This window comes from Nostoc sp. EspVER01, assembly GCF_034530635.1.
Classification (GTDB): Bacteria; Cyanobacteriota; Cyanobacteriia; order Cyanobacteriales; family Nostocaceae; genus Nostoc.
In genome coordinates, this window is sequence record NZ_JAVRCS010000010.1 from 52,941 (window position 1) to 73,132 (window position 20,192).

The 20,192-nt window shown below is 41.0% G+C and carries 17 protein-coding genes, 1 tRNA gene and 1 pseudogene; 9 read left to right on the forward strand and 10 right to left on the reverse strand.

What is annotated here, in order from left to right:
* The first annotated feature begins 17 nt into the window (after window positions 1-17).
* Both RMX69_RS11080 and RMX69_RS11085 read left to right on the forward strand, forming a co-directional pair.
* On the forward strand, window positions 18-638 hold the full coding sequence (locus RMX69_RS11080) for a low-complexity tail membrane protein (RefSeq protein WP_289796855.1): 621 nt from the start codon (window positions 18-20) through the stop codon (window positions 636-638).
* A gap of 184 nt (window positions 639-822) precedes the next feature.
* Complete coding sequence (locus RMX69_RS11085) at window positions 823-1,020, forward strand: hypothetical protein (RefSeq protein WP_289796856.1); 198 nt, start codon at window positions 823-825, stop codon at window positions 1,018-1,020.
* On the opposite strand, the gene RMX69_RS11090 is transcribed toward RMX69_RS11085, so the two are convergent.
* On the reverse strand, window positions 1,017-1,280 hold the full coding sequence (locus RMX69_RS11090; protein ID WP_322637580.1) for an alpha/beta hydrolase: 264 nt from the start codon (window positions 1,278-1,280) through the stop codon (window positions 1,017-1,019). The genes RMX69_RS11085 and RMX69_RS11090 overlap by 4 nt on opposite strands.
* A 342-nt stretch (window positions 1,281-1,622) precedes the next feature.
* On the opposite strand from RMX69_RS11090, the gene RMX69_RS11095 reads away from it, so the two are divergent.
* Window positions 1,623-3,317 carry a DUF1565 domain-containing protein gene (locus RMX69_RS11095; RefSeq protein ID WP_322637497.1) on the forward strand — a complete coding sequence of 565 codons (1,695 nt, stop codon included), beginning with the start codon at window positions 1,623-1,625 and terminating at the stop codon, window positions 3,315-3,317.
* Window positions 3,318-3,669: 352 nt separating this feature from the next.
* Here RMX69_RS11095 and RMX69_RS11100 read toward each other — a convergent pair whose 3' ends face one another.
* Complete coding sequence (locus RMX69_RS11100) at window positions 3,670-3,963, reverse strand: DUF3493 domain-containing protein (RefSeq protein ID WP_289796858.1); 294 nt, start codon at window positions 3,961-3,963, stop codon at window positions 3,670-3,672.
* 33 nt (window positions 3,964-3,996) lie between these two features.
* On the opposite strand from RMX69_RS11100, the gene RMX69_RS11105 reads away from it, so the two are divergent.
* A tRNA-Thr gene (locus RMX69_RS11105) sits at window positions 3,997-4,068 on the forward strand.
* A 531-nt stretch (window positions 4,069-4,599) separates the two neighbouring features.
* Here RMX69_RS11105 and RMX69_RS11110 read toward each other — a convergent pair.
* From RMX69_RS11110 to RMX69_RS11120, 3 genes are all read right to left on the reverse strand, one after another.
* On the reverse strand, window positions 4,600-5,628 hold the full coding sequence (locus RMX69_RS11110; RefSeq protein ID WP_322637498.1) for an SGNH/GDSL hydrolase family protein: 1,029 nt from the start codon (window positions 5,626-5,628) through the stop codon (window positions 4,600-4,602).
* 317 nt (window positions 5,629-5,945) lie between these two features.
* Window positions 5,946-7,340 (reverse strand): S-layer homology domain-containing protein, encoded by a 1,395-nt coding sequence (locus RMX69_RS11115; RefSeq protein WP_322637499.1) that lies wholly within the window; start codon window positions 7,338-7,340, stop codon window positions 5,946-5,948.
* Between the two features lie 765 nt (window positions 7,341-8,105).
* Window positions 8,106-8,297, reverse strand: a complete 192-nt coding sequence (locus RMX69_RS11120; protein WP_322637500.1) for a hypothetical protein — start codon at window positions 8,295-8,297, stop codon at window positions 8,106-8,108.
* Window positions 8,298-8,902: 605 nt separating this feature from the next.
* Between RMX69_RS11120 and RMX69_RS11125 the strand changes: the two genes are divergently transcribed.
* Window positions 8,903-10,108: a histidine kinase gene (locus tag RMX69_RS11125; RefSeq protein ID WP_322637501.1), complete on the forward strand. Its 1,206-nt coding sequence runs from the start codon at window positions 8,903-8,905 to the stop codon at window positions 10,106-10,108.
* A gap of 38 nt (window positions 10,109-10,146) precedes the next feature.
* Here RMX69_RS11125 and RMX69_RS11130 read toward each other — a convergent pair whose 3' ends face one another.
* Complete coding sequence (locus tag RMX69_RS11130; RefSeq protein WP_289799981.1) at window positions 10,147-11,172, reverse strand: response regulator; 1,026 nt, start codon at window positions 11,170-11,172, stop codon at window positions 10,147-10,149.
* Window positions 11,173-11,821: 649 nt separating this feature from the next.
* Between RMX69_RS11130 and RMX69_RS11135 the strand changes: the two genes are divergently transcribed.
* Window positions 11,822-12,082, forward strand: coding sequence for a chlororespiratory reduction protein 7 (locus RMX69_RS11135; protein WP_322637502.1), 261 nt, complete (start codon window positions 11,822-11,824; stop codon window positions 12,080-12,082).
* Window positions 12,083-12,410: 328 nt separating this feature from the next.
* Here the strand turns inward: RMX69_RS11135 and RMX69_RS11140 are convergent, their stop codons facing one another.
* The gene (locus tag RMX69_RS11140) at window positions 12,411-12,980 is read right to left on the reverse strand and encodes a DUF2854 domain-containing protein (RefSeq protein WP_322637503.1); all 570 of its coding nucleotides are present in this window, start codon (window positions 12,978-12,980) and stop codon (window positions 12,411-12,413) included.
* 414 nt (window positions 12,981-13,394) lie between these two features.
* On the opposite strand from RMX69_RS11140, the gene RMX69_RS11145 reads away from it, so the two are divergent.
* Window positions 13,395-13,568 carry a hypothetical protein gene (locus tag RMX69_RS11145; RefSeq protein ID WP_094348556.1) on the forward strand — a complete coding sequence of 58 codons (174 nt, stop codon included), beginning with the start codon at window positions 13,395-13,397 and terminating at the stop codon, window positions 13,566-13,568.
* Between the two features lie 130 nt (window positions 13,569-13,698).
* Here RMX69_RS11145 and RMX69_RS11150 read toward each other — a convergent pair whose 3' ends face one another.
* The 3 genes and pseudogenes from RMX69_RS11150 to RMX69_RS11160 all read right to left on the reverse strand — a co-directional run bounded on the left by RMX69_RS11150 (window position 13,699) and on the right by RMX69_RS11160 (window position 17,935).
* Window positions 13,699-14,115, reverse strand: a complete 417-nt coding sequence (locus RMX69_RS11150) for a response regulator (protein ID WP_289796871.1) — start codon at window positions 14,113-14,115, stop codon at window positions 13,699-13,701.
* A gap of 197 nt (window positions 14,116-14,312) precedes the next feature.
* The gene (gene ppk1 / locus RMX69_RS11155) at window positions 14,313-16,484 is read right to left on the reverse strand and encodes a polyphosphate kinase 1 (RefSeq protein WP_409878761.1); all 2,172 of its coding nucleotides are present in this window, start codon (window positions 16,482-16,484) and stop codon (window positions 14,313-14,315) included.
* Window positions 16,485-16,869: 385 nt separating this feature from the next.
* Window positions 16,870-17,935, reverse strand: a pseudogene (locus RMX69_RS11160) (IS630 family transposase).
* A gap of 637 nt (window positions 17,936-18,572) precedes the next feature.
* On the opposite strand from RMX69_RS11160, the gene RMX69_RS11165 reads away from it, so the two are divergent.
* Together RMX69_RS11165 and RMX69_RS11170 are read left to right on the forward strand one after the other, a co-directional pair.
* Window positions 18,573-18,989, forward strand: a complete 417-nt coding sequence (locus RMX69_RS11165) for a hypothetical protein (RefSeq protein WP_322637504.1) — start codon at window positions 18,573-18,575, stop codon at window positions 18,987-18,989.
* A gap of 643 nt (window positions 18,990-19,632) precedes the next feature.
* A complete protein-coding gene (locus tag RMX69_RS11170; RefSeq protein WP_289796876.1) occupies window positions 19,633-20,076 on the forward strand; it encodes a hypothetical protein in 444 nt (147 codons plus the stop codon).
* Window positions 20,077-20,192 lie beyond the last annotated feature (116 nt).

Genomic DNA, 20,192 nt, shown 5'->3' on the forward strand with positions numbered 1-20,192 from the left:
ACTCATAACTTTTTATTATGCATTCATTTCGCTCTGAACCTATTTTGTGGATTCACGTCGCTGGGTTGGCGACGTTGCCTGTTTTTTTAGTACTCTGCTTATTGTTCCTGTCTGTAGGCGAACCGTTTTTGCCAGTCTGGGTGGAGCTAGTCTTAGTTGCCTCTATTGGTGTTCTACCCCTGCTATGGATGCAGTTGCGTCGCCCCTTTTATATATTTGCTCTTTTAGGAATAGCCCTAAAGCCAGAAAATCTGACTGAACGGCAGCGAAAAATTCTCTGTTTAATTAATACAAAGTTAAATCGTATCCTGGCATTAGTTGCAGCAGTATTATCAGTTTGGGTACTGTGGAATCTTTACCAAATTGCCCCATTAGTAGCAAATTCAGCTAAATTTCTCCCACAATGGCGTAGCCTTGCACTAGTGCTTGCGGGATTAGCCTTTTTGGGCAGCAATCTATTTTTACAAATCCCTGTGAGTGTAATGCGAGTTTTGGTGATTAATGAGACAGAATTCGCTGGCATCGAGCCATTATCTTTAGAAAAGATTAAGCAAGATTTCACCATTTTAGGAGTCCGGGTTAATCAAATCGTGCCCCGATTATTGCAATCCTTGTTTAGGATAAATACAGATTCGTAGTAGCCCATAAAGTATATTATTTAACTTTCAAGGGCTAGAGAGAAGAGCAGTGGAGGCAGGGGGCAGCACTTCTCTACGAGAGGCTGCGCTCAGTGACCAAAGGAGCAGAGAAGAATAAATAACCAATGCCCAATGCCTAACGTCCAGTTACCGTTGAAGTTTAAAATAAAGGAATTAAGGAACTATGGCTCAAATTCCAGCTTCTAGCGATCGCCAATTTTCTGCCGATACTGAAATTTGGTATAGTCTCAAATGTGCGATCTCCACTAGTTCAGGTTTTCAACGTTGGCAAATAGAACGCGATGCTCAATTGCATGGAATTCGCTTGGAACAGCAGGTACAACGGTATTTACGAGAAACTTTAGAAACTTTAGCTTACTAAACACCTAATAAATCTTGTAGGTTTGTTTGTAAGCGGCGGAGTTGACGGTATACACTCTCCAAGCGATTGCCATCAACTTCCACTTCATTGGTAGGATAATTCTTAATAATTTCAATCAGCGAGACTTGCCTGTCTTGACTAGCAGAAAGTACCAAAGCGGCTCGTAAAGCCTGCCGATCTGCTCTCCGAGACGGTGTATAAATAACTGGACTAATTTGATCAAAAATAATATTACCAATCTGGCTATTTAGACACTCTATGTAAAAATATAGTGTTTAACTTTACTGGCTTTGTTAAATACTGGCGAATCGCCTCATCCCCATAGTGGCCATACGAAAATTTTCTGACTAACACAATATTAGGACTTACGCAAAAAACCTCTTTAAATCTTATTACTCTGCGTCCTCTGTGGTTTGATTTCCCATGACTGTGCGTAAGTCCTAAATATAAGCAATGTATAAGTTCTGTGATCTATCTAAGGAATTTAGCTGAATCAGTGCTAATCATCCAGTATAGTTTGCATGGGTTTTACAGCAGCTACAAAGCTGCTACCTTTAACCTTGTTCGACATACCGTAATTAAGCACATCACAGACTCAAAAAATGAAATATCGGGGTTATCACATTTCTCTAGCGAAAAATTTTCGCCTTCTTTCTAGCAGTCATCTCAGATATACTTTGCGCGTAGGAGCCGGACTCACGGCAATGCTCGTTGTATCTAGTGGTTCACTACTACTACCTGGTCAGGTTAATGCTGGTGCAACTTACCCAGAAAGTATCGCCCCAACTCGCACAGCGCAAGCTCCAGCAACTGCCGCAGCAATTTACGTTAATCCAGCAACTGGTGCAGATAGGGCTGGTGCTGGTGCAACCTCAGCTGCACCCTACAAAAGCATAAGTTTCGCTCTCAGTCAAGCCCAAGCAGGTGCTGTTATTCAATTAGCACCTGGTAACTATAACCAAGAAAGTGGTGAAACCTTCCCGCTTTTACTTAAGCCAGGGGTGACACTGCGGGGTGATGAAGCTACAAAAGGTCAGGCAATATTGATTACAGGTGGAGGCTTCTACACTAGTCGCACCTTTGCCCAACAGAACATTACAATCCTTGCCGGACAAGATACCACGATTACTGGTGTCACCGTCACCAACACAAATAGCCGGGGTACGGGTGTGTGGGTGGAGTCAACCAATCCGATTATCCAAAACAGTACTTTTACTAACAGTGCCAGAGAGGGTGTTTTTGTCACAGGTACAGGCAATCCCAAAGTCGAAGGCAATCTCTTTGTGCAAAACAAAGGCAATGGCATTTCAATTGCTAAGACTGCCCAAGGAGAAATTCGGAGTAACTTATTTCAGGATACTGGTTTTGGTCTTGCGATCGGTGGCACTTCTACACCTCTAATTGTAGAAAACCAAATTATCGAAAACCAAGACGGTCTTTTTATCTCAGAGTCAGCGAAGCCCGTATTGCGTAAGAATGTCATTCAAAATAATAAGCGGGATGGAGTTGTAGCAACTGTTAGTGCTTTACCCGACCTTGGCACTAACGAAAATCCTGGTGGCAATCTTATTCGCAACAACACTCGTTATGATGTGAACAACGCCACCAAAACAGGTAAGATTGTCGCTGTTGGCAACGATATCGATCAGAAAAAGATTTTTGGCTCAGTAGATTTTGTTGCCGCCAGTGTTGATGTACCCCCTGGAGGGCCTGTTGCCTTTAAAGATGTGCCAGCAAATTACTGGGCAAAAACCTACATCGAAGCTTTAGCCTCCCAAAATATTATTGCGGGCTTTCCTGATGGTAGCTTTAAACCAAATGAACCTGTAACCCGCGCTCAATTCGCCACTATTGTTACTAAAGCTTTAACGCCAGCAGCCAAACGCCCAGCCATTCAGTTTAAGGATGTAGCAAGCAATTTCTGGGCTTACGCTGCCATTCAATCTGCTTACCAGGGTCAATTTGTTTCTGGTTATCCCGATGGTACTTTTAAGCCACAGCAGCAAATTCCCAGAGTGCAAGCGTTAGTCGCTTTAGCTAATGGTTTGGGCTTAACTGCAAGTAATCAAAATATCCTTTCTTTTTACACCGATGCAGCCCAGATTCCTAATTATGCGATCGCTCCTGTTGCTGCTGCAACTGCACGGCAACTAGTAATCAACTATCCCACAGTGAAGCAACTCAATCCTAATCGTCAGGCAACTAGAGCCGAGGTTGCTGCCTTTGTTTACCAGGCACTTGTTAATGCTGGACGTGCCCAACCAATTCCTTCATCCTATTTGGTAACAGTTCAGTAAATACCTAGTTAGCAAATTGGAAGCGCCAGACTGATAATTTGTTAGTCTGGCGCTTCCAATTAATGTTGAGTTTTTTTATTCTAGGGTTTTTAAACATAAAAATTGGGGTCTTTAAATATAGCTAACCCCATTTGAATGTGATTGGGTTTATGGTCAGGGTCTTTATATTGGCTGACCCCGTTTCAATGATTTCTATTTTCTCAGAAATTTTTGCTTTTTAGGATTTCCTAATAATTTTTTTATTTTTTCTTTCTTGATATTTTAATCTTCATAAAAGCATTAATAAATTTGAAGAATATAAAGATATATCAAAAGAAAGTAGTCAAAAATTAACTAGCTAAAATTTCTCCCTTCAGGAATTAGGATTTTTACCTGATTGTGGGCGTTGTTGCCGACGCTGTTCCCAGCGCCAAAGGAAAACCATTAAGGCAACTATTCCTACTTGGAGAGCTAAACTAGGCAAAGCACTCTCAACATTTCGTCCGGCAAGCACTTGGAAGAAAAAGACGAATGCACCGAGTGAACCAGAAGCACCGAAAGCAATGTAGAAAAATTGTCGTAAGCCCCGATAAGGAGCGGCTATTTCTGCTTTGAGGCTGGCATACTGTTCAGAATTAAGGCGATTTTTAGGATTTTGATCTACCATGATTAAATCATGTTATACTCTTAGATTGTGTACGCCGATGTGGCTCAGTGGTAGAGCAGCTGATTCGTAATCAGCAGGCCGTGGGTTCAAATCCCATCATCGGCTTTGATGAAAGTATTGCTCAATAGTCAAGTTTGACACAAATCATGTACACTGACTAATTATCTATGATCGGTGACACACTGATGTCGTTGTGACAAATTATTGTCATCAAACCTAGATTATTACTGATGATGGTGATTGATTATGTGACAGTGCCAGGAATTCAAGTATTTACTACTAATTCGGGAGCGATCGCATCCTTGACATAAAAAAATGTTGGCGACAAAAAGATCCCCGACTTTTCTAAAAAGTCGGGGATCTGATTTCTTGCTTAAGTAGGTGTGGATTATTGCAGTAAAGGAGTTGTGCCATTACCGTTAGTTGAAGCATTGCCAATTGCAGCTTGAGTAGGTTGAGTAGTAAGAACCGCAACTCCAGTACCGCGGCAAGCTACGCACCAGACTTATACACCCAGCGCCGCAAATCGTTGCATTAACAACTGGTTAATCTCAGTTTCTGCACCACTCGGAGAATGGTGCATAGCTAATTCTTCAATAATTTGAAATAAGCGATCGCAATCTCACATCAATTAGTTTAGTTTTTAACTGTTATACGAGAAAATTGTGCATCGATAACCCGGACTGCTGACCTTTTTTGTTGACGCTTCAGCACTCCTACCGCACCAAAAGCACTAAGGGCTAAAATCCCCAAGTTTATCGAAGGTTCAGGAACAGACTTAGCCTCAATCGCCGCCAGTGCAGCGTCCGCTACTAACTTATGAGCAGCAGTCGTTGGGTGGAAATCGTCCCAGAATAGAAACTTGTTGTTAGCTGGATCGCATATATCTAGCCTAGATAGACAAGACTCGGTTACATTCGTAAAATCTAATGCACTGGCCTGATTAAATAAAGAAAAAGTATCAATAGAGATAATGTTGAGATTTGGGTTTTGACTCAAAGCGTTCACAGTTTTTGCTAAACCCAAGTTAAACTCACTAGTCGATTTGCTAAGGGTTGCAGGATTGCGATCGTCAATTGTAGCTGCTGGGATCTTTCCCAAATCTGACGAGTTAAACACTAAAATATTTTTCGCGCCGACTCCTACCAGAGTATTCAACGCCAGGGATATATTATTGATTGGCGTGGTAGAGTCTTTGGGGTTAAGAAAAAGGAAATCATTCCCACCTCCCCACAATGTATAAAGTGCATTTGGGTCAGCAGTTTGATTATTTGCTTGCAAAGTTCCAGCAAAACCAAGGACTTGTTGGAGTACTCCTGGTAAATTTGGATTAGGAACGAGAGCGTTACCTGAACCAGAGCTAGCCCCACCGAAAGCGAAGTTTATCCCTTGGGTAGGAGGTGTGGAAGGAATAGTAGTTAATAAAGTAGGCTTTAAACCTAGCCGATCTCCGAGATAATCCACCCAGATAGGCCCATTGGAAAAACGTCCTTCAAAGTAAGGTGGGCTTAGAGGGAATGTTTTCCCAGTAGCATTATATATATTGCCTGTATCAGAAAGACTATCGCCAAATACATAAAGCCGATCAAAACTCACAGCTGAAGCTGTGGTCGGCAACATGAAAGAAAATAGAACAAATCCCGCTGCTACAGCTTGTTTTTTCATATTTGTTTTACCTGTGGTCTTTTTAACTTGTTAAAAGCAATGAAAGGGCGATAGTCTCACAACTTACTCTTTTGAGATACTTCAAAACTAAGTACGTCTATTGAGGTAATTTACGTTGTTTCACTTAACTATGCCTCAAAAATTTATGAAACACAGGTAAAAACGCTTAAAACACTGAGATTTATATTTTCTTGATGAAAAATAGGTGTATTACAAAGAAATAGCAAAATTTATATCCTCAAGGACGGAATTGCCTACTTTTATGCTGATGCTGGACTAACCGCAACTAAATTAGGTAGACCGTAGTAGACATAGCTTTAACTTTGCTTTAATTTCAAAGCCTCAGTAGCCGAAACACCCTCACCCTGACTACCGAAATACCACAAAGCCGTAGCAGCCTCAGCACGAGTTACTGGTTTTTTGGGTTGAAACAGAGTCGTATAACCAAACACCCGCCGAATATTGGATTGTTCGCCATTCTGGTAATCAGCCAACACTGCTCTTAAAGCCTTCGGGTCAATTCGCGCTGCGTCTTGGAAACCCCAAGTTTGTTTGACCGCATCTAAGTTAGCAGAGGGTAAAGCTTGGCGACTATCTAGGGGTAATTTCCACAGCAGCAATTGTTCTCGCGTTAGAGGTGCATCAGGACGAAATAAAACTACTGTAGAATCTCCAGATAAAGGACTGGGAATTAATCCAGCTTCGGCTAATCCCTGAATTGCTGGGAAATCAGGATCTTTTGCGGACACATCACTAAAAGCTGGTTGAGTACTTTCTGATGCCAAGCGAATCTGTTTAGCTGGATTGTTGGTATACACAGCATTGTTAGCAGCGATTAGCCAACGAGCATATTCCCGATGTGTAACGGTTTTACTGGGTTCAAACTGATTAGTTGTGGTAGTGGAGTTGCTCTTAGTTGTCTTTGCTTCTATAGATAAAACACCTAATGCAGCCAAGTCTTGGATATGTTGCCGCCATTCTTGTGGTGCCTTATTCAGATCGTTAAATACCTGAGATTTAGGAGTGGCTGTAGGGATTGTTTGGTTATTAGTTGTGCTTGGTGGCTGTGCAGCCAAGTTTTTGGGTGGTATTGGGCCAATGAACTGTGAATTTCCTGGTTGAGGAACGGCGTCAGCGGTTTCGTTAGAATTTGTAGTTGAAGTAGGTTGTGCTGTTACAGTGCTATTCGGTACGTAATCAATCAGTAATTCAGTGGCTGTTTGGGGTTGATTAGGTGTGGCGTTAGTAACTGATTTGGGCTGAATGGAAACCTTCAACAGCAAATCGTTGCGGCGTGCCTCAAAAGCGCCTCCCGCATCATCTGTCGGCTGTTGTAAAATCTGCCAGTTATTTGTTTGAAACTGGCTGCGATAAAAGCTAGCAATAAAATTACTGGGGTCAGAACTTAACCAACGAGTTGAGATTTTGTTTTCTGAGCCGCTAGCAGGTTTAACTTCCTGTAGTTTGGCATTGGAATATAGAGGAATATCTTTAGGAAAATCAGCTGGTAACTGAACTGCTGATTCATTTTGCTGTGCTTGCGCTTGATTACCTTGGGATTCGCCAAAGACAACTTGATCGCTTTGCAGTTTCGGATCTGCCGCCAAAGATTCTTCAAGGTTTTTGGCGACTGGACTATCAGCACAGGCTGTTAACGAAGTGAGTAGAACAGCCCAAATTAGAAATACAGCTGGACGTTTACAGGGAAGCACAGGAAATCACAGATTGAGTTTCAATTCCTACCCTAGCGCAGACTGTCCATTAAATGGGAATGAGGCATGGGACATGGTTATTCTCCTTTATTCCCCTGCTCTCCTTTGACTATCCATATCACCAAAAGACACTACCGACTTACTATGTCTTCTTCGTAAATGTCTATTTTGGTGATGATATCTCCAAAAATGAGTAAACGGTAGCAAAAGCTACCGTATTGTCTTCGTTTTACAGCCATTAGGTTTTGATAATTCCTATGCTTATTTATAAAGTTCCCTAAAATTCTGGAAAACTAACATTTTTGAGAAAAAACATCAATAAATCTGAAATCCTTGCTAGATAATAGTTTTATGAGTTGGGAGTTTGTAGTAAGAACTATAGTCTTGAGATGAGAACTAGAGCCACCGACTACAAACTGATCGATACTAGATTGTGAACCAATTTTTAAGATAATTATCTAAACATCCAAGTTTCAGAGCAGATAGCTGATTGATAACTGGTCAAAAAACAGTTTAGTTAGCAAAAGCTTGAATCTACTTCCAGATGCACTAGTTGTAATGCGATGCCTACGGCGGGCAAAGCCTACGCCAAGCAACTGAAGTGATAGACTAGGAATAAAGCCCCCCTTAGCCTCACCCAAAGAGGGGAATAGATCGAGTTAACTAACACTGGCTGACAATCGATTCTGGAAATTATTCATCTGACGATGGTAAGGTGAGTAAGGCAATCTCTGGAAAATGGCAGTGTTAAACAATTCCAGGAAATTAGCGTAAGTTCGTTCTTCTTGGCAACTGGGGTAAATAGGTAAAGCAGTCAAGAGTCGCAGCATTTTCCCTAGTATTTCTAAATTTATTATCTGGAGAAAGTGCTACTTGTGCTGTAGTCAAGGGTTTTTTGACAGCCTCGAAGGCAATGAGTGCTTCGTCTAAAAGTGCGTAGTTTGCCGCCGTAGGCATCGCCTATCCAAAACTTTCCCTCAATCAACCCATCCCCTGTTATTCTGGGATAGGACTGTGGTTCTTTTAGGAAAGCTGGAAGGTGCGCTTCGCAAGTTATAGAAGTAGTACATAGCTAGCTATGGCTGTTTTTCCCAATCCTAGTTAATGATTGGCTTGAGGCAAAAAAGACACTTCATCAAATGCACTGGCGGTTGAAAAAAAACCTCTACAAACTTGGTCTGAACAGTTAACAGCTTCCTGATAGATTAGATACAATTAGCATCTGTGTTTTCTTGGGCGATCGCTTGCTTAAAGCGAATACTCAAATTGACATGGTGCTGCACTAGCCGATTTGACATACCATTAAACCTTTCACCTCCTGGCTCTGGTGAAAATTTTTGATTCAGGGCAAATTAAGACTTATATTCAAGGGGCTTGGGTGTTTCTTGGGGATGAAGTTAACCAAAAGGGAGCAAAAGGCTGAATAAGATATGTCTGATGTCAAAAACGCAGATCGGATAGGAATATGAAAATCTAAAATAGATATTAAGAAGAAAAAACAACGACCATCGACAACCGTCAGTCCTTTTTACTTTCTGTAAAGCGTCACCGGGTTGTTACCAGTGCTGAAACACGATTACATGCAAGTTTCCCAGGATCAGCCTATTTATTCTGAGGCTCCACTCCAGCTGTTACTGTTTGTCGATGGACGCCCCAAGTCCCGTCAACAGGTGCAGCGAATACGTGCTTACTTAAAAGAATTGCAGGCTGAGTATAGCTTTGAACTTCAAACTATTGATGTTGGACAACAACCTTACTTAGCAGAACACTTTAAATTGGTAGCAACGCCAGCTTTAATCAAAATTCACCCGGAACCACGACAGGTTTTAGCTGGGAGTAATATCATAGCGCAATTGAAAAACTGGTGGCCTCGCTGGCAAGCCGCTGTAGACGCCTATTTGAAATTACAGGAAGACTTACAAGAACGGATAGACGATACTGCTAGAGTGACATCACCCAAATCCACTATCCGTTCAGTTGCTGTTTCTGCCGAACTCATCCGACTCTCAGACGAAATTTTTCGCTTAAAACAAGAAAAAGATAACCTCCAAGAGCAGCTACAGTTTAAAGATCGGGTGATTGGGATGCTGGCACACGATCTCCGCAATCCCCTAACTGCCGCCGCGATCGCCATTGAAACTCTCCAATCTAACTACAATTTAGAGACAGGGCAATTTCAGCGCCTCAAACCATCTTTGACAGCGCATCTATTAAAACAAGCCCGTAATCAAACTAAGATCATCGATCGGATGATTGCCGACCTTTTGCAGGTAGGTCGTGGCAAAGATACTGAGTTTCCAATTTTACCACAAAAAGTGCAGCTAGGTAAACTGTGCTTAGATGTACTAGAAGAGTTGTGCGATCGCTATACCGCCAAATCCCAAGAGGTCGAAACAGATATTCCCAACGATTTACCTTATGTATATGCCGATCCAGAACGCATCCGGCAAGTGCTAGTGAATCTGTTGGATAATGCCATCAAATACACTCCAGCAGGTGGCAAGATTAGCATCGCCGGATTGCACCGCACTACCCAAAAAGTTCAGTTTAGTATTGGCGATACTGGACCTGGTATTCCTGTAGAGAATCGCGATCGCATCTTTGAAAACCACTTCCGCCTGCAACGGGATGAAGGTACAGAAGGTTACGGCATTGGTCTTTGTCTATGCCAACGCATCGTCCTGGCACATTATGGCCAAATTTGGGTGGATTCTGCCCCCAATAACGGAGCATGGTTTCACTTCACACTGCCAGTTTATCCTTCTTAAGTAATGGGTATTGACAAATGACCAATGACTAATGACAATTAAGAACTTGAGATAAAGCGATCGCGTCCCCCGGCCTTTGCTTGGTAGAGTGCTTTATCTGCCAGCACGATCAACTCTGAAGGAGAAGATTCCCATGTCGGGACAACAGTTGCCACGCCCATACTGAGAGTGACGTGCTGACTCACCGCAGAACCGTCATGAACAATTTGCAAATCTTTGATTCCAGCTTGGATCGCGGCGGCAACGTGAAGTGCACCAGATGCAGGAGTGTATGGCATAATCACAGCAAATTCTTCGCCACCATAACGCGCTACTAAATCCTGATGTTTTTGTGCCTTAAGGCTTAAGACAGCACCCACCTTTTGTAAACATACATCCCCTGCCGGATGGCCATATTTATCATTATAAAATTTAAAAAAGTCGATATCACACAAAATCATTGACAACGGAAATCCCTCTTGTGCGAGATTAATCCATTGAGTATTGAGATAATCGTCAAAGCGGCGACGATTAGCCAACTCAGTTAAGCCATCTACATTGGCAAGGTGATGCAAAGCTTCGTTTGCCGCCTCTAACTGTTTGTATACTTGTGCTTGCTGTAGTAGTCGGCGTAACCGTTGGCGCAATACAGGCCAGTGAATTGGCTTGGTAACATAATCAGTTGCTCCTGCTTCAAAAGCACGATTTACAGATTCCTCATCGTCCAAGCATGTAATCATCAAGATGGGAGTGCGCTCCCATATCTTGGAGATGACTGTATTATTAAGAGTCGAGTCAGTATCAAAGGTGGCAAGGGCTGAGATTAAATTATTCCTAGCAATCTGGAGCAAGTTCTTACAGCAGGTAAAGCCATCCATCACAGGCATTACAGCATCTAGCAAAACTATATCCGGTTTGATAGTCTCGTAAGCATCTAAACATTGCTTACCATCATTGACCTCGACTACTCGATAACCTTCTTGTTCCATTGCTTTACGCAACAATACCCGGATGGTCTTGTCATCATCAGCCACTAGAATCAGTGGTGGTTGCTTAGAAACAGTAAATGGGCTTATGCCTGACATGAGTTGCCTTCCACTTGCAGAACTATCCTGAAAAAGGCTGTGCAACTCAATCGTATGGGGGCGATCGCTATTTTCATCAATGCCAGGATTTGCGGGAAAGGCGTGTCTGGCTTCACAATCAACTGTTTTTTGACAATGGACTGCCCAATGTTGTTGGGCCAAGCAAGCGGTAGATAAATAAGTTGCATAGACAATCTGTAATTGGAACACGAAGGCAATTGCTACCTTTTTGTTCAGCGATGGTTATGGGAGGAAATGTTACTTTTATATTTCCCTATTGTTAAAGTCAAATTACGATTTTTTTGAGAATTACAAATACACACCTTAATTCTTTAGTTGTGTAGTTAGTTGACAAACCTAGCGATCCAGAGCAAGGCAATTGCCAAAGTACCCTCAGAAGATAGTTAATACTAAATACTAATATCACCTGACTGAAATTTATTTAGTCTATCCGACAAGGCTTGCTGAGGTTTAGTATAATTACATAAGATTGAGATAAAACTTAGTGAAAAACTTTATTTTCAAGTGACTTCATAACCATTCCATTCTAGCCATAAACCGCCCAGGATTCACGTTCGTTAGCTATACAAACAAGCAAAAGCTCTTACAAAAACCATCCAAACCTATTGACATTCGCTAAATCTTTAAAATGCCAGACTCATTAATGTACCAGCAGGATAATTTTGTTGTTCTAGAAACAAATCAACCAGAACAATTTATGACGCCATCAGAGCTATTAGAAAAGCTCAAAATAACTCTTCAACAACTCATAATTCAAGATTTACCGCCGGACTTGCAAAAGTTTGATACTGTGGAAACTCAAGCCCAATATTTAATTGACACTAGCTGCGAATTAGATATTGGCCCTGGGAAATATTTACAGTGGTACGCAGTTCGTTTAGAAAAGTAAATTTTTGGTAAGTGCTTAAGAGAATCCCAAAGAAATCTTAAGCAAAAATTATTGCCCATCTCCCCGACTTCTTCAAGAAGTTGGGGAGTTAAATCGTGGTTAAGGGAATTCCCAAAAGAATAATTACTAATTCATAATTCATAGTTAAAGACACCGTACACTAGTCCACACACTCATCAAAATTTAGTGGTAAACAAGAGAATAGAGAGTGCAGGAGCCACCACTAATTGTAATTATAAATTATTAATTATTTTGACTGTTGCAAAAATATAGTCAACAACAAGTCATGCAGGTATGAAGTTTGGGTAACGATAATTTTTGCTCTTGACTATTGACTACTGAATAGTGATTCTTTTTGAGAATTGATTAGCGCTAGCTCAATTGTATTTTCAGATGGCTGTGTTATTTGAATTTCCAATCCAGGGCCAAAATAATTGGTCATTTTTTCATGCTTTTTTTGCCACACATCAATTGGTATTAGCGGTGAATCAAATTCTAAAATTAGGGCATAGCTTCCATTAACTTCTGTTTCTCGTAACCCTGTTACTGTTGGCCGTTCCTGGTCATTGGGACTCAAACCCAGAAAAGAAAGTGTTGTATCTAGATGAGCATCTTGACCGTAGCAATATCGGGTGATGTCTTTGCGAATTTTATTTTGAGTCTCAGTTGCTTGCTGCTGGCGCAGTATCAATGCTGACGGTGACGTAGTTTGGGTAAATGGTACTGGCTTAAGTTCATTAGCTTTTAGTGCCAGTCCTCCCAATAATAGAGGAATCCCGTAAAAAAATCCGACAAGATTGAGTGTGGCATTGTTATCAGCATAGGCGACGAAGCCAATGATGGTTAATATACCGCCGATAGTTAGACCGAGTGTTCCTAAAGAGATTTGGCGTAGCATGAGCTTAAATTAGTATAAAGTCTGAATACCTTAGTTTTATTATCATCGGTTATAAGCAACAAATTAGGGAAGAACATCGCCTTCAGGCGCTAGTATTCAACTAATTCTAAATTGCTATATAAGGGTTAGAAATCGCACACCAGTTGCTAAGAGACGGAAGGAAACACACCAAGAGCGAACAAGTCAGGCATTACATTACCGCCTAAAGCACAGGCTTCGTTTAAACGAGACTTTACCCACCTTTATCTTTGTGGTTTTCAAACACTGAATTTTTCCTTAGTCTACATTCGCGCCGCATCCCGTAGGGAAGGCAACTGACTCTAAGTTGTACCACTAAGGGCGGTATAGTGTTCCAGAATATTAGATTTTGAGTTAACTTTAAATTTAAAGGTAGTTAAAGATAGGAAAAAAATAATGGATCTACAGACTATAAAAGAACGAATTGTCGCAGTTCAAAGTAAACGCGATTACCTATTAAGCTTACTGGAGCAACCAAACCTGGGAACTTTGAGAATTGACGTAAATCAGGCTTTGGAAGAACTGGATGAACTAATTGATGAATTTACACGCACCATTCCGGTAGAGTAGAAGTTATCAAAAATTACGTCGGTTTAACCTCAACTTCAGGCTAGACCGACGTTCTTCACTAGTATCATGTCTTCAAATCCCCAGAATTGAACTAAGCCTGAGTTGGCGAAGCAATAAATCACTGCATCATTTATCCTGCCACTGAACCATCTCCTGCACGCTGACCTAGCTGCCTAACTAAGGCAATAAGTTCGTTTGTAGGTACATCTTTCTTGCAAACGTCATCAAAGCTAGACATTGCCTTTGTCCCATGAAAATTTACGTCTTCCACTGAGGAGTAAGCAAGTATCTGAGTGTTCGGAGATATAGCTTTAATGTGACTGGACGCACTCCAGCCATCCATGACTGGCATCTGTAAATCTAGAACAATTACGTCAGGATGGCAACGTTTAACCATTTCTATAGCTTCTTCACCATTACTGGCTAAACCTACTACTTGAATATTTTCCTGGCAAGAAAAAACTAATTGTAAAGTTAAACGAGTCAGTTCGTGGTCATCAACTACTAAAACACGCAAGGTAGAGAGCTCGCAGGATAACATTAACATTGAGGGGAAAGACAAATTTATTCAGAATAACTTCTCCAGTTTATGAGAACAAGTGCCAGCACTGACTCTATCCTATGGTTGAATAACTTGTGTGAACCTATGATAAACAACTTAGACAACTGCTCAAAAATTTAATTTTTCCAAAAAAACTAAGTTGAGCTAGTTGTCAAGGTATAAGTAACTTATTTTTTAATCAATCAGGTTGGGACTACACCGGTTGAGCGTAATACCATGTTCATGAGAATTTTTTGTGAATTAGCTTCTGGAGAATCATCATAAGGACGCCGTTGAATGTAAGTACCATCAGCTTGTAATTCCCAAGCTTGGCGATTATCTGCGAGCATAATTCCCATAATTTCTTGCAAATCTTTAGCAATATCTGGGTCTTTTACTGGGGTAATTACTTCAACTCGGCGATCTAGGTTGCGACGCATCCAGTCAGCGCTGCCGATATAGATTTCCTCCTGTGTATTGTTATGGAAATAATAAATCCGAGAGTGTTCTAAAAAGCGACCAACAATGCTGATGATGCGAATATTTTCACTAATGTCTTTGATTCCTGGACGTAAACAACAAACACCCCTGATAATTAAGTCGATTTGCACTCCAGCGCGGGAAGCTTCATATAAAGTGGCGATAATTTCTGGATCGACTAGGGAATTCATTTTGGCAACAATCCGTCCAGAAAATCCATTTTGAACATTTTCGATTTCGCGGTGAATTAGTGCCAAAAAGCGATCGCGCATATTCACAGGTGCAACCAGCAACTCTCGATAAGATTTTTGCAGAGAGTATCCTGTTAAGAAATTAAATAAATCTGTGATGTCAGCACCCAATTCTTCACGGCAACTAAACAATCCCAAATCTGTATACAGTCGTGCCGTTTTAGGGTTATAGTTACCAGTCCCAATATGCACGTAGCGACGTATCCGGTCTTTTTCGCGTCGTACCACCATAACAGTTTTACTATGGGTTTTTAGCCCGACTAAACCATAGACAACATGAACTCCAACTCTTTCTAGTCGTTTTGCCCAGTAAATATTATTCTCCTCATCAAATCGTGCCTTTAATTCCACCAGCACAGATACCTGCTTGCCATTTTCAGCAGCAGCAATTAAGGCGTTGACGATGGGCGAGTCACCAGAAGTCCGGTAAAGGGTCATCTTGATGGCTAACACATTCGCGTCGTATGCGGCATGGGTAATAAAGCGAACAACCGTTTCCGAAAAGGATTGATAGGGATGGTGTACTAGTAAATCCTTTTCCCGAATTACAGCAAAAAAGTCTTTTCCTTCATCCGTCTCCAGTGCATCTGGGTCTAAACTTGGTTCTCTCAGCCTTTGCAAACGTAACGGTACAACAGATTGGCGTGGTGGATCTTTGAGTTCCGGCAATGGCAAGGACATAAAGTACATTAAATCTCGCAGTCCCAAAAGACCATCTACCTCGTAAACATCACTTTCTGTTAATTCCAAATCTTGCAATAATCGCGATCGCACTATTTCAGGAGTTTGGGATTGAATTTCTAGCCGGACTGGACTACCACCCAGACGCCGTTTTCGCAATTCCTGTTCGATCGCTAACAACAAATCATCTGCTTCATCTTCTTCTAAGACCAAATCGGCATCACGGGTAATGCGGAACGGATGATATTCTTGAATGTTCATCCCTGGAAATAGAGATTCCAAGTTATGAGCGATCGCCTGTTCTAAAGGTACTCCAGTCCAGTGGGCAGGTTTTTCGCTATTCTGATCTCCCAACTCAGGCGGTATCGGTAAAAATCGTGGTAGAACACTAGGGACTTTGATTCTGGCAAAAAATTCTTCTTCGGTGTCTGGGTTCTTGACGACAACAGCCAGATTCAAACTGAGATTAGAAATAAACGGAAAGGGATGACTAGGATCGACAGCCAGAGGAGTCAAAACTGGAAAGATTTGTTCCTCAAAATAGCTGTTGAGATGAGTCCGCTGCTTTTGATTTAAATCTATGTAATTCAGAATATGAATGCCATGATTTACTAGGAGAGGACGAAGTACTTCCTCAAAATGTTGGTGCTGTTTGTTGACATGGGGAGTGAGGGTAGACCTAATATCGTCTAGCTGTTGTTGTGGTGTGCGACCATCAGGAGTTAACAGGCTAACTTTTGCCTCTACTTGTTGCTTTAAGCCAGCAACGCGCACCATAAAAAACTCATCTAAATTAGAGTTAAATATTCCCAAAAACTTAAGGCGTTCCAGAAGTGGGGTGCGATCGTCACAGGCTTCATGTAATACCCTGGCATTAAATTCTAACCAGCTTAACTCTCGGTTAAGATAATATTGTGGATCGCTGAGATTGATGGGGGTAGCGCTTTTCTTAGATTTTGCCATAATGACCTAACGGCAGGCAGATGTAGCCCATTGAACTGGGGGACAATAAATATAGTAAGTTAAATGGTGCTTGAGGGTGACGCTAAGGCAATTTTTTGCTGCGCTTACGATCTACCTCGTTACTGGTAAAGGATAGACATCAGACTTTTAAAAATCTATTTGTATTTAAATAACTGTAGTCAAAGATTCAAAAATTAACTTGTGTAGGCGCGAAAGCCAAGATTCCTAAGAAATTTTTGGGTGCTTTGCGCGATGCCTTGGGTATCTTCCACAGGACTTACGCACGGGTAACAGAAAATCGAACCACAGAGGACGCAGAGTTCACGGAGGAATGAGAGTTTCAGAGGTTTCTTGCGTAATATCATGTCCGGTAAATTACCCATAATTAAGCTGCAAATTTCGACCACCAGTGAAAATTGGTTAAACCATGTACAAAATCAGGCTGGTCAATAATTTGACGACAACGTTGAATTAAAATTTCCTCAACCTCATCAAGACTATCAAAACTGCGATTAGCAATCAGTTCATTCGTAAGAGTCCACAAACGCTCGGCTGGTTGTAATTCAGGAGAGTGGGAAGGTAAAAACTCCAAGTGTATACCTTGTGGAATCTTGACTTTGGCGCTCTTGTGCCATCCTGCTTGGTCAACAACTAAAACTACCTGTTTTTTCTCACCAATGCCAAAGTGTTGTGCAAAATCTGCAAGTACTTTGTTGAATAATTCAATGTTGACGTAGGGCAGTATCCACCAATATGTTTGACCTAAGTGTGGATGAACAAAACCATAAAGCCACAGCCACTTAAAACGCCAATTAACATTTACTGTAGGTACTGTCCATTCATCAACCCAAATACGTCGGATTACTGGTTTTAAACCAACTCTATGTTCATCCTGCGCCCATACTTCTACGTCGGATTCTGGATTTTGTGTTTGTATCTGTTCGACTTTGGTCTGTAGATTTTTTTTTCCAATCAGCCTGTTGTTCCAAGCAAGATTTAGTATGTTCTGGTCGCGGAACTCTTAAACGAAAACGCATTTGTTTAAGATATTCCCACCCACGTTGGCGACTGACTGGACGACCGATTAAATCAGCAATCCAGTCAGCAACCTTCCGACCATTCCATTGTCCCCCTTCTACTGGTGGCTCTTGTAATGCCTGCCATAGTAATGCTTGCTGTACATCGTCTAAAAGTGGTTTACTACTTCCTTGATTTAAGACCCTTTGATCTCCCAATGTTTCAATTCCACTGCGGTTGTACCCCCAAACCAACTCATAAATCCAACTTCGGCTATAGCCTGTGACTACTGCTACTTCTTCTGTACTCATACCTTTGGCTAACAGCCAAATTATCTGGTAATGTGTCCGCAATACTGGTTTTTTGGCTTGGCGATAACCTACCTCTAACTCTTCTAAACTCAGATGTGGCTCAATTTTTATGATTTTTGGCATTGCGACCCCACCAATTCATCTACCTCTATTTATATTATGGGTGATTTGCCGGACATGATATAAGTCCTATTCTAGATAATCACCCTAACCACCCAACCCATAACTAGATTTTATAGCCGTTTTCAATTTTGTGGAATATGGTATTGGCGTATAGTTATCTGCCCTTTCAAAATATTGCATCCATACAATAACTGCGATTAGCTTGAGGATTCAATTCGTTGCCCACAGCATATTAACCATAAATATGCACCTAAGATTTAGCAAAGATATGACGTAGCCATATCTGACAAGTTTTAACGAATTATTAAGCAGTGTTTACATAGATTGTGGTGTCGAAAGCAGTCTCAAGCCTTACCTCCAGTACTTTATGGATTTTAGAAACTAAAATCCATAATTTGGTGATTATTGCCACAAATTTTATACAGGCACTGGCTATGCATAAGCCTTGCTGCGACTCTATTTATATGATTGTTTTGAAGCTTTTATTCAGATCCACGCCATTACTTCCATCTATTAGTTTTTTTAATTTCTGACCTCTGTAATTTATCTAAATTTCAGTATTGTTACTGGGATTTTTTTGGTAGGCAATGGTTATATTGAGAACGTAAAGAAAAACAACACGGGGAGTTTGTTAATCATGAAAATTTCTGCAATTCTCAAAGGCAGCGTTTGTGTATTAGGTTTGGTTGGTGTTGGTAATTTCTTTGCAGCACCTGCAAATGCAGGAGACGCTGCTGCTCGTGGTGCGGTTACAATTGTTAGACCATCAGGTGCTTCTGTCAGCGTCAGTGCTGAGTTAACTGCACCCACTTCTGCATATTTCACCGGACCAGCGTTAGTTGTTACACCTACATATAACGGTACCATAGGTGCCAATGACGAAAGCGTAGTTACTTTAACAATAGATCCAGGTGCAGTTGTAAACCTGGTCTCACCACCCAGTTCTACAATCGAAGCAGCCATTGCAGCTAAGATTGATGCCGGTACTGCTACATCAGTTGAAGACCTAGCAGCTCTTATCAGAGCAGCTAGTGTTAATGGCGGTCTAGAATAGACTGATTGTTAACTGACAGAAAATCACTATAGTGTTAAAAGCTATTGGCTTTTAGTCTATATGCTTTCACTTCTTGAATTGATTTTCAACCTCTGTTTAGGTATTGTTTGAGAAAATTTTGCCATCAGTTGAGACGAAACGTCTACGACTATCCCCATGCTGGGCATTTGCATCAAAGTATTTGGTAATACGCGAATCGATTCTTTGACTGACTCTACTTTACTTGTATCCATAGTTTTGACAGGGGATAAAGTAGAGAGTGACTGAGATGTAAAAGATTGAAGAAAAAATACAGCCCCTTGAATGTAGTTGAGGGGCGGTATTTCCAAACTTATCTACTATATTACCATATAAACCCGGTTTCTTGCAGAAATCGGGCTTTTGATGTTGTTTAAATAGATACTTCACGAAATCTTTTAAATTAGCCAATAGGTAAAATACAAAAGGCAAAAGACGGAAGCTAGAAAGCAATAGGCGAAAGACAATCACACAATAATTACTCTTGCTATTTGCCTATTGAACTTTGCCTTTATTTACTAAGTGTCAATTCTTATACCAAATTTTAGTAGTCTAGCAATCAAATTTTCTGAAAAGTTACCGCTATATTGCTCATGCCAATCAAAAAAAGCATGAGAAATAAATTATGTATAGCGTGTTTCGTCAATTGCCTGGAACTATCAAAAGAACCATTTGCTTGCTAGGTTTTATCAGTATAGGCAATTTTATTGCAGTGCCAGTATATGCACAAGAAGCTGTGGCACGTGGGGCTATTTCTATAGTTTCGCCTTCCGGCGCTTATCAAAGTGTTAGTGGTGAACTCTCTTTACCTGTTAGTAATAATTTTTTAAATCCCGGCACAAATACAACTCTCACAGTAACGCCTACTTTGACAAATATTGGAGCAACTAATCAAAGAATAACTTCTTTGTCTCTGACAGTAGGCACAGCAAATGAAATAATCACAAATAATAACAATTCGTTTTTGAACCAAACTTTAGAAACAGTCAATAATCAAACATTAATTCCCGATACAGCCTCTTTAATTCAGACAATCAACAGTACTAATGGCTTAGGGGCTTTAGAATAGTTGCAAAAACTATATTAAATTTATTGCTGCATCTACGATATTTGATAATTCTTAGGCAAGAAGTAAAGGGCAGAACGCAATAGGAAAAAGCCAAGATATAAAGGGAAAGAAGCCTC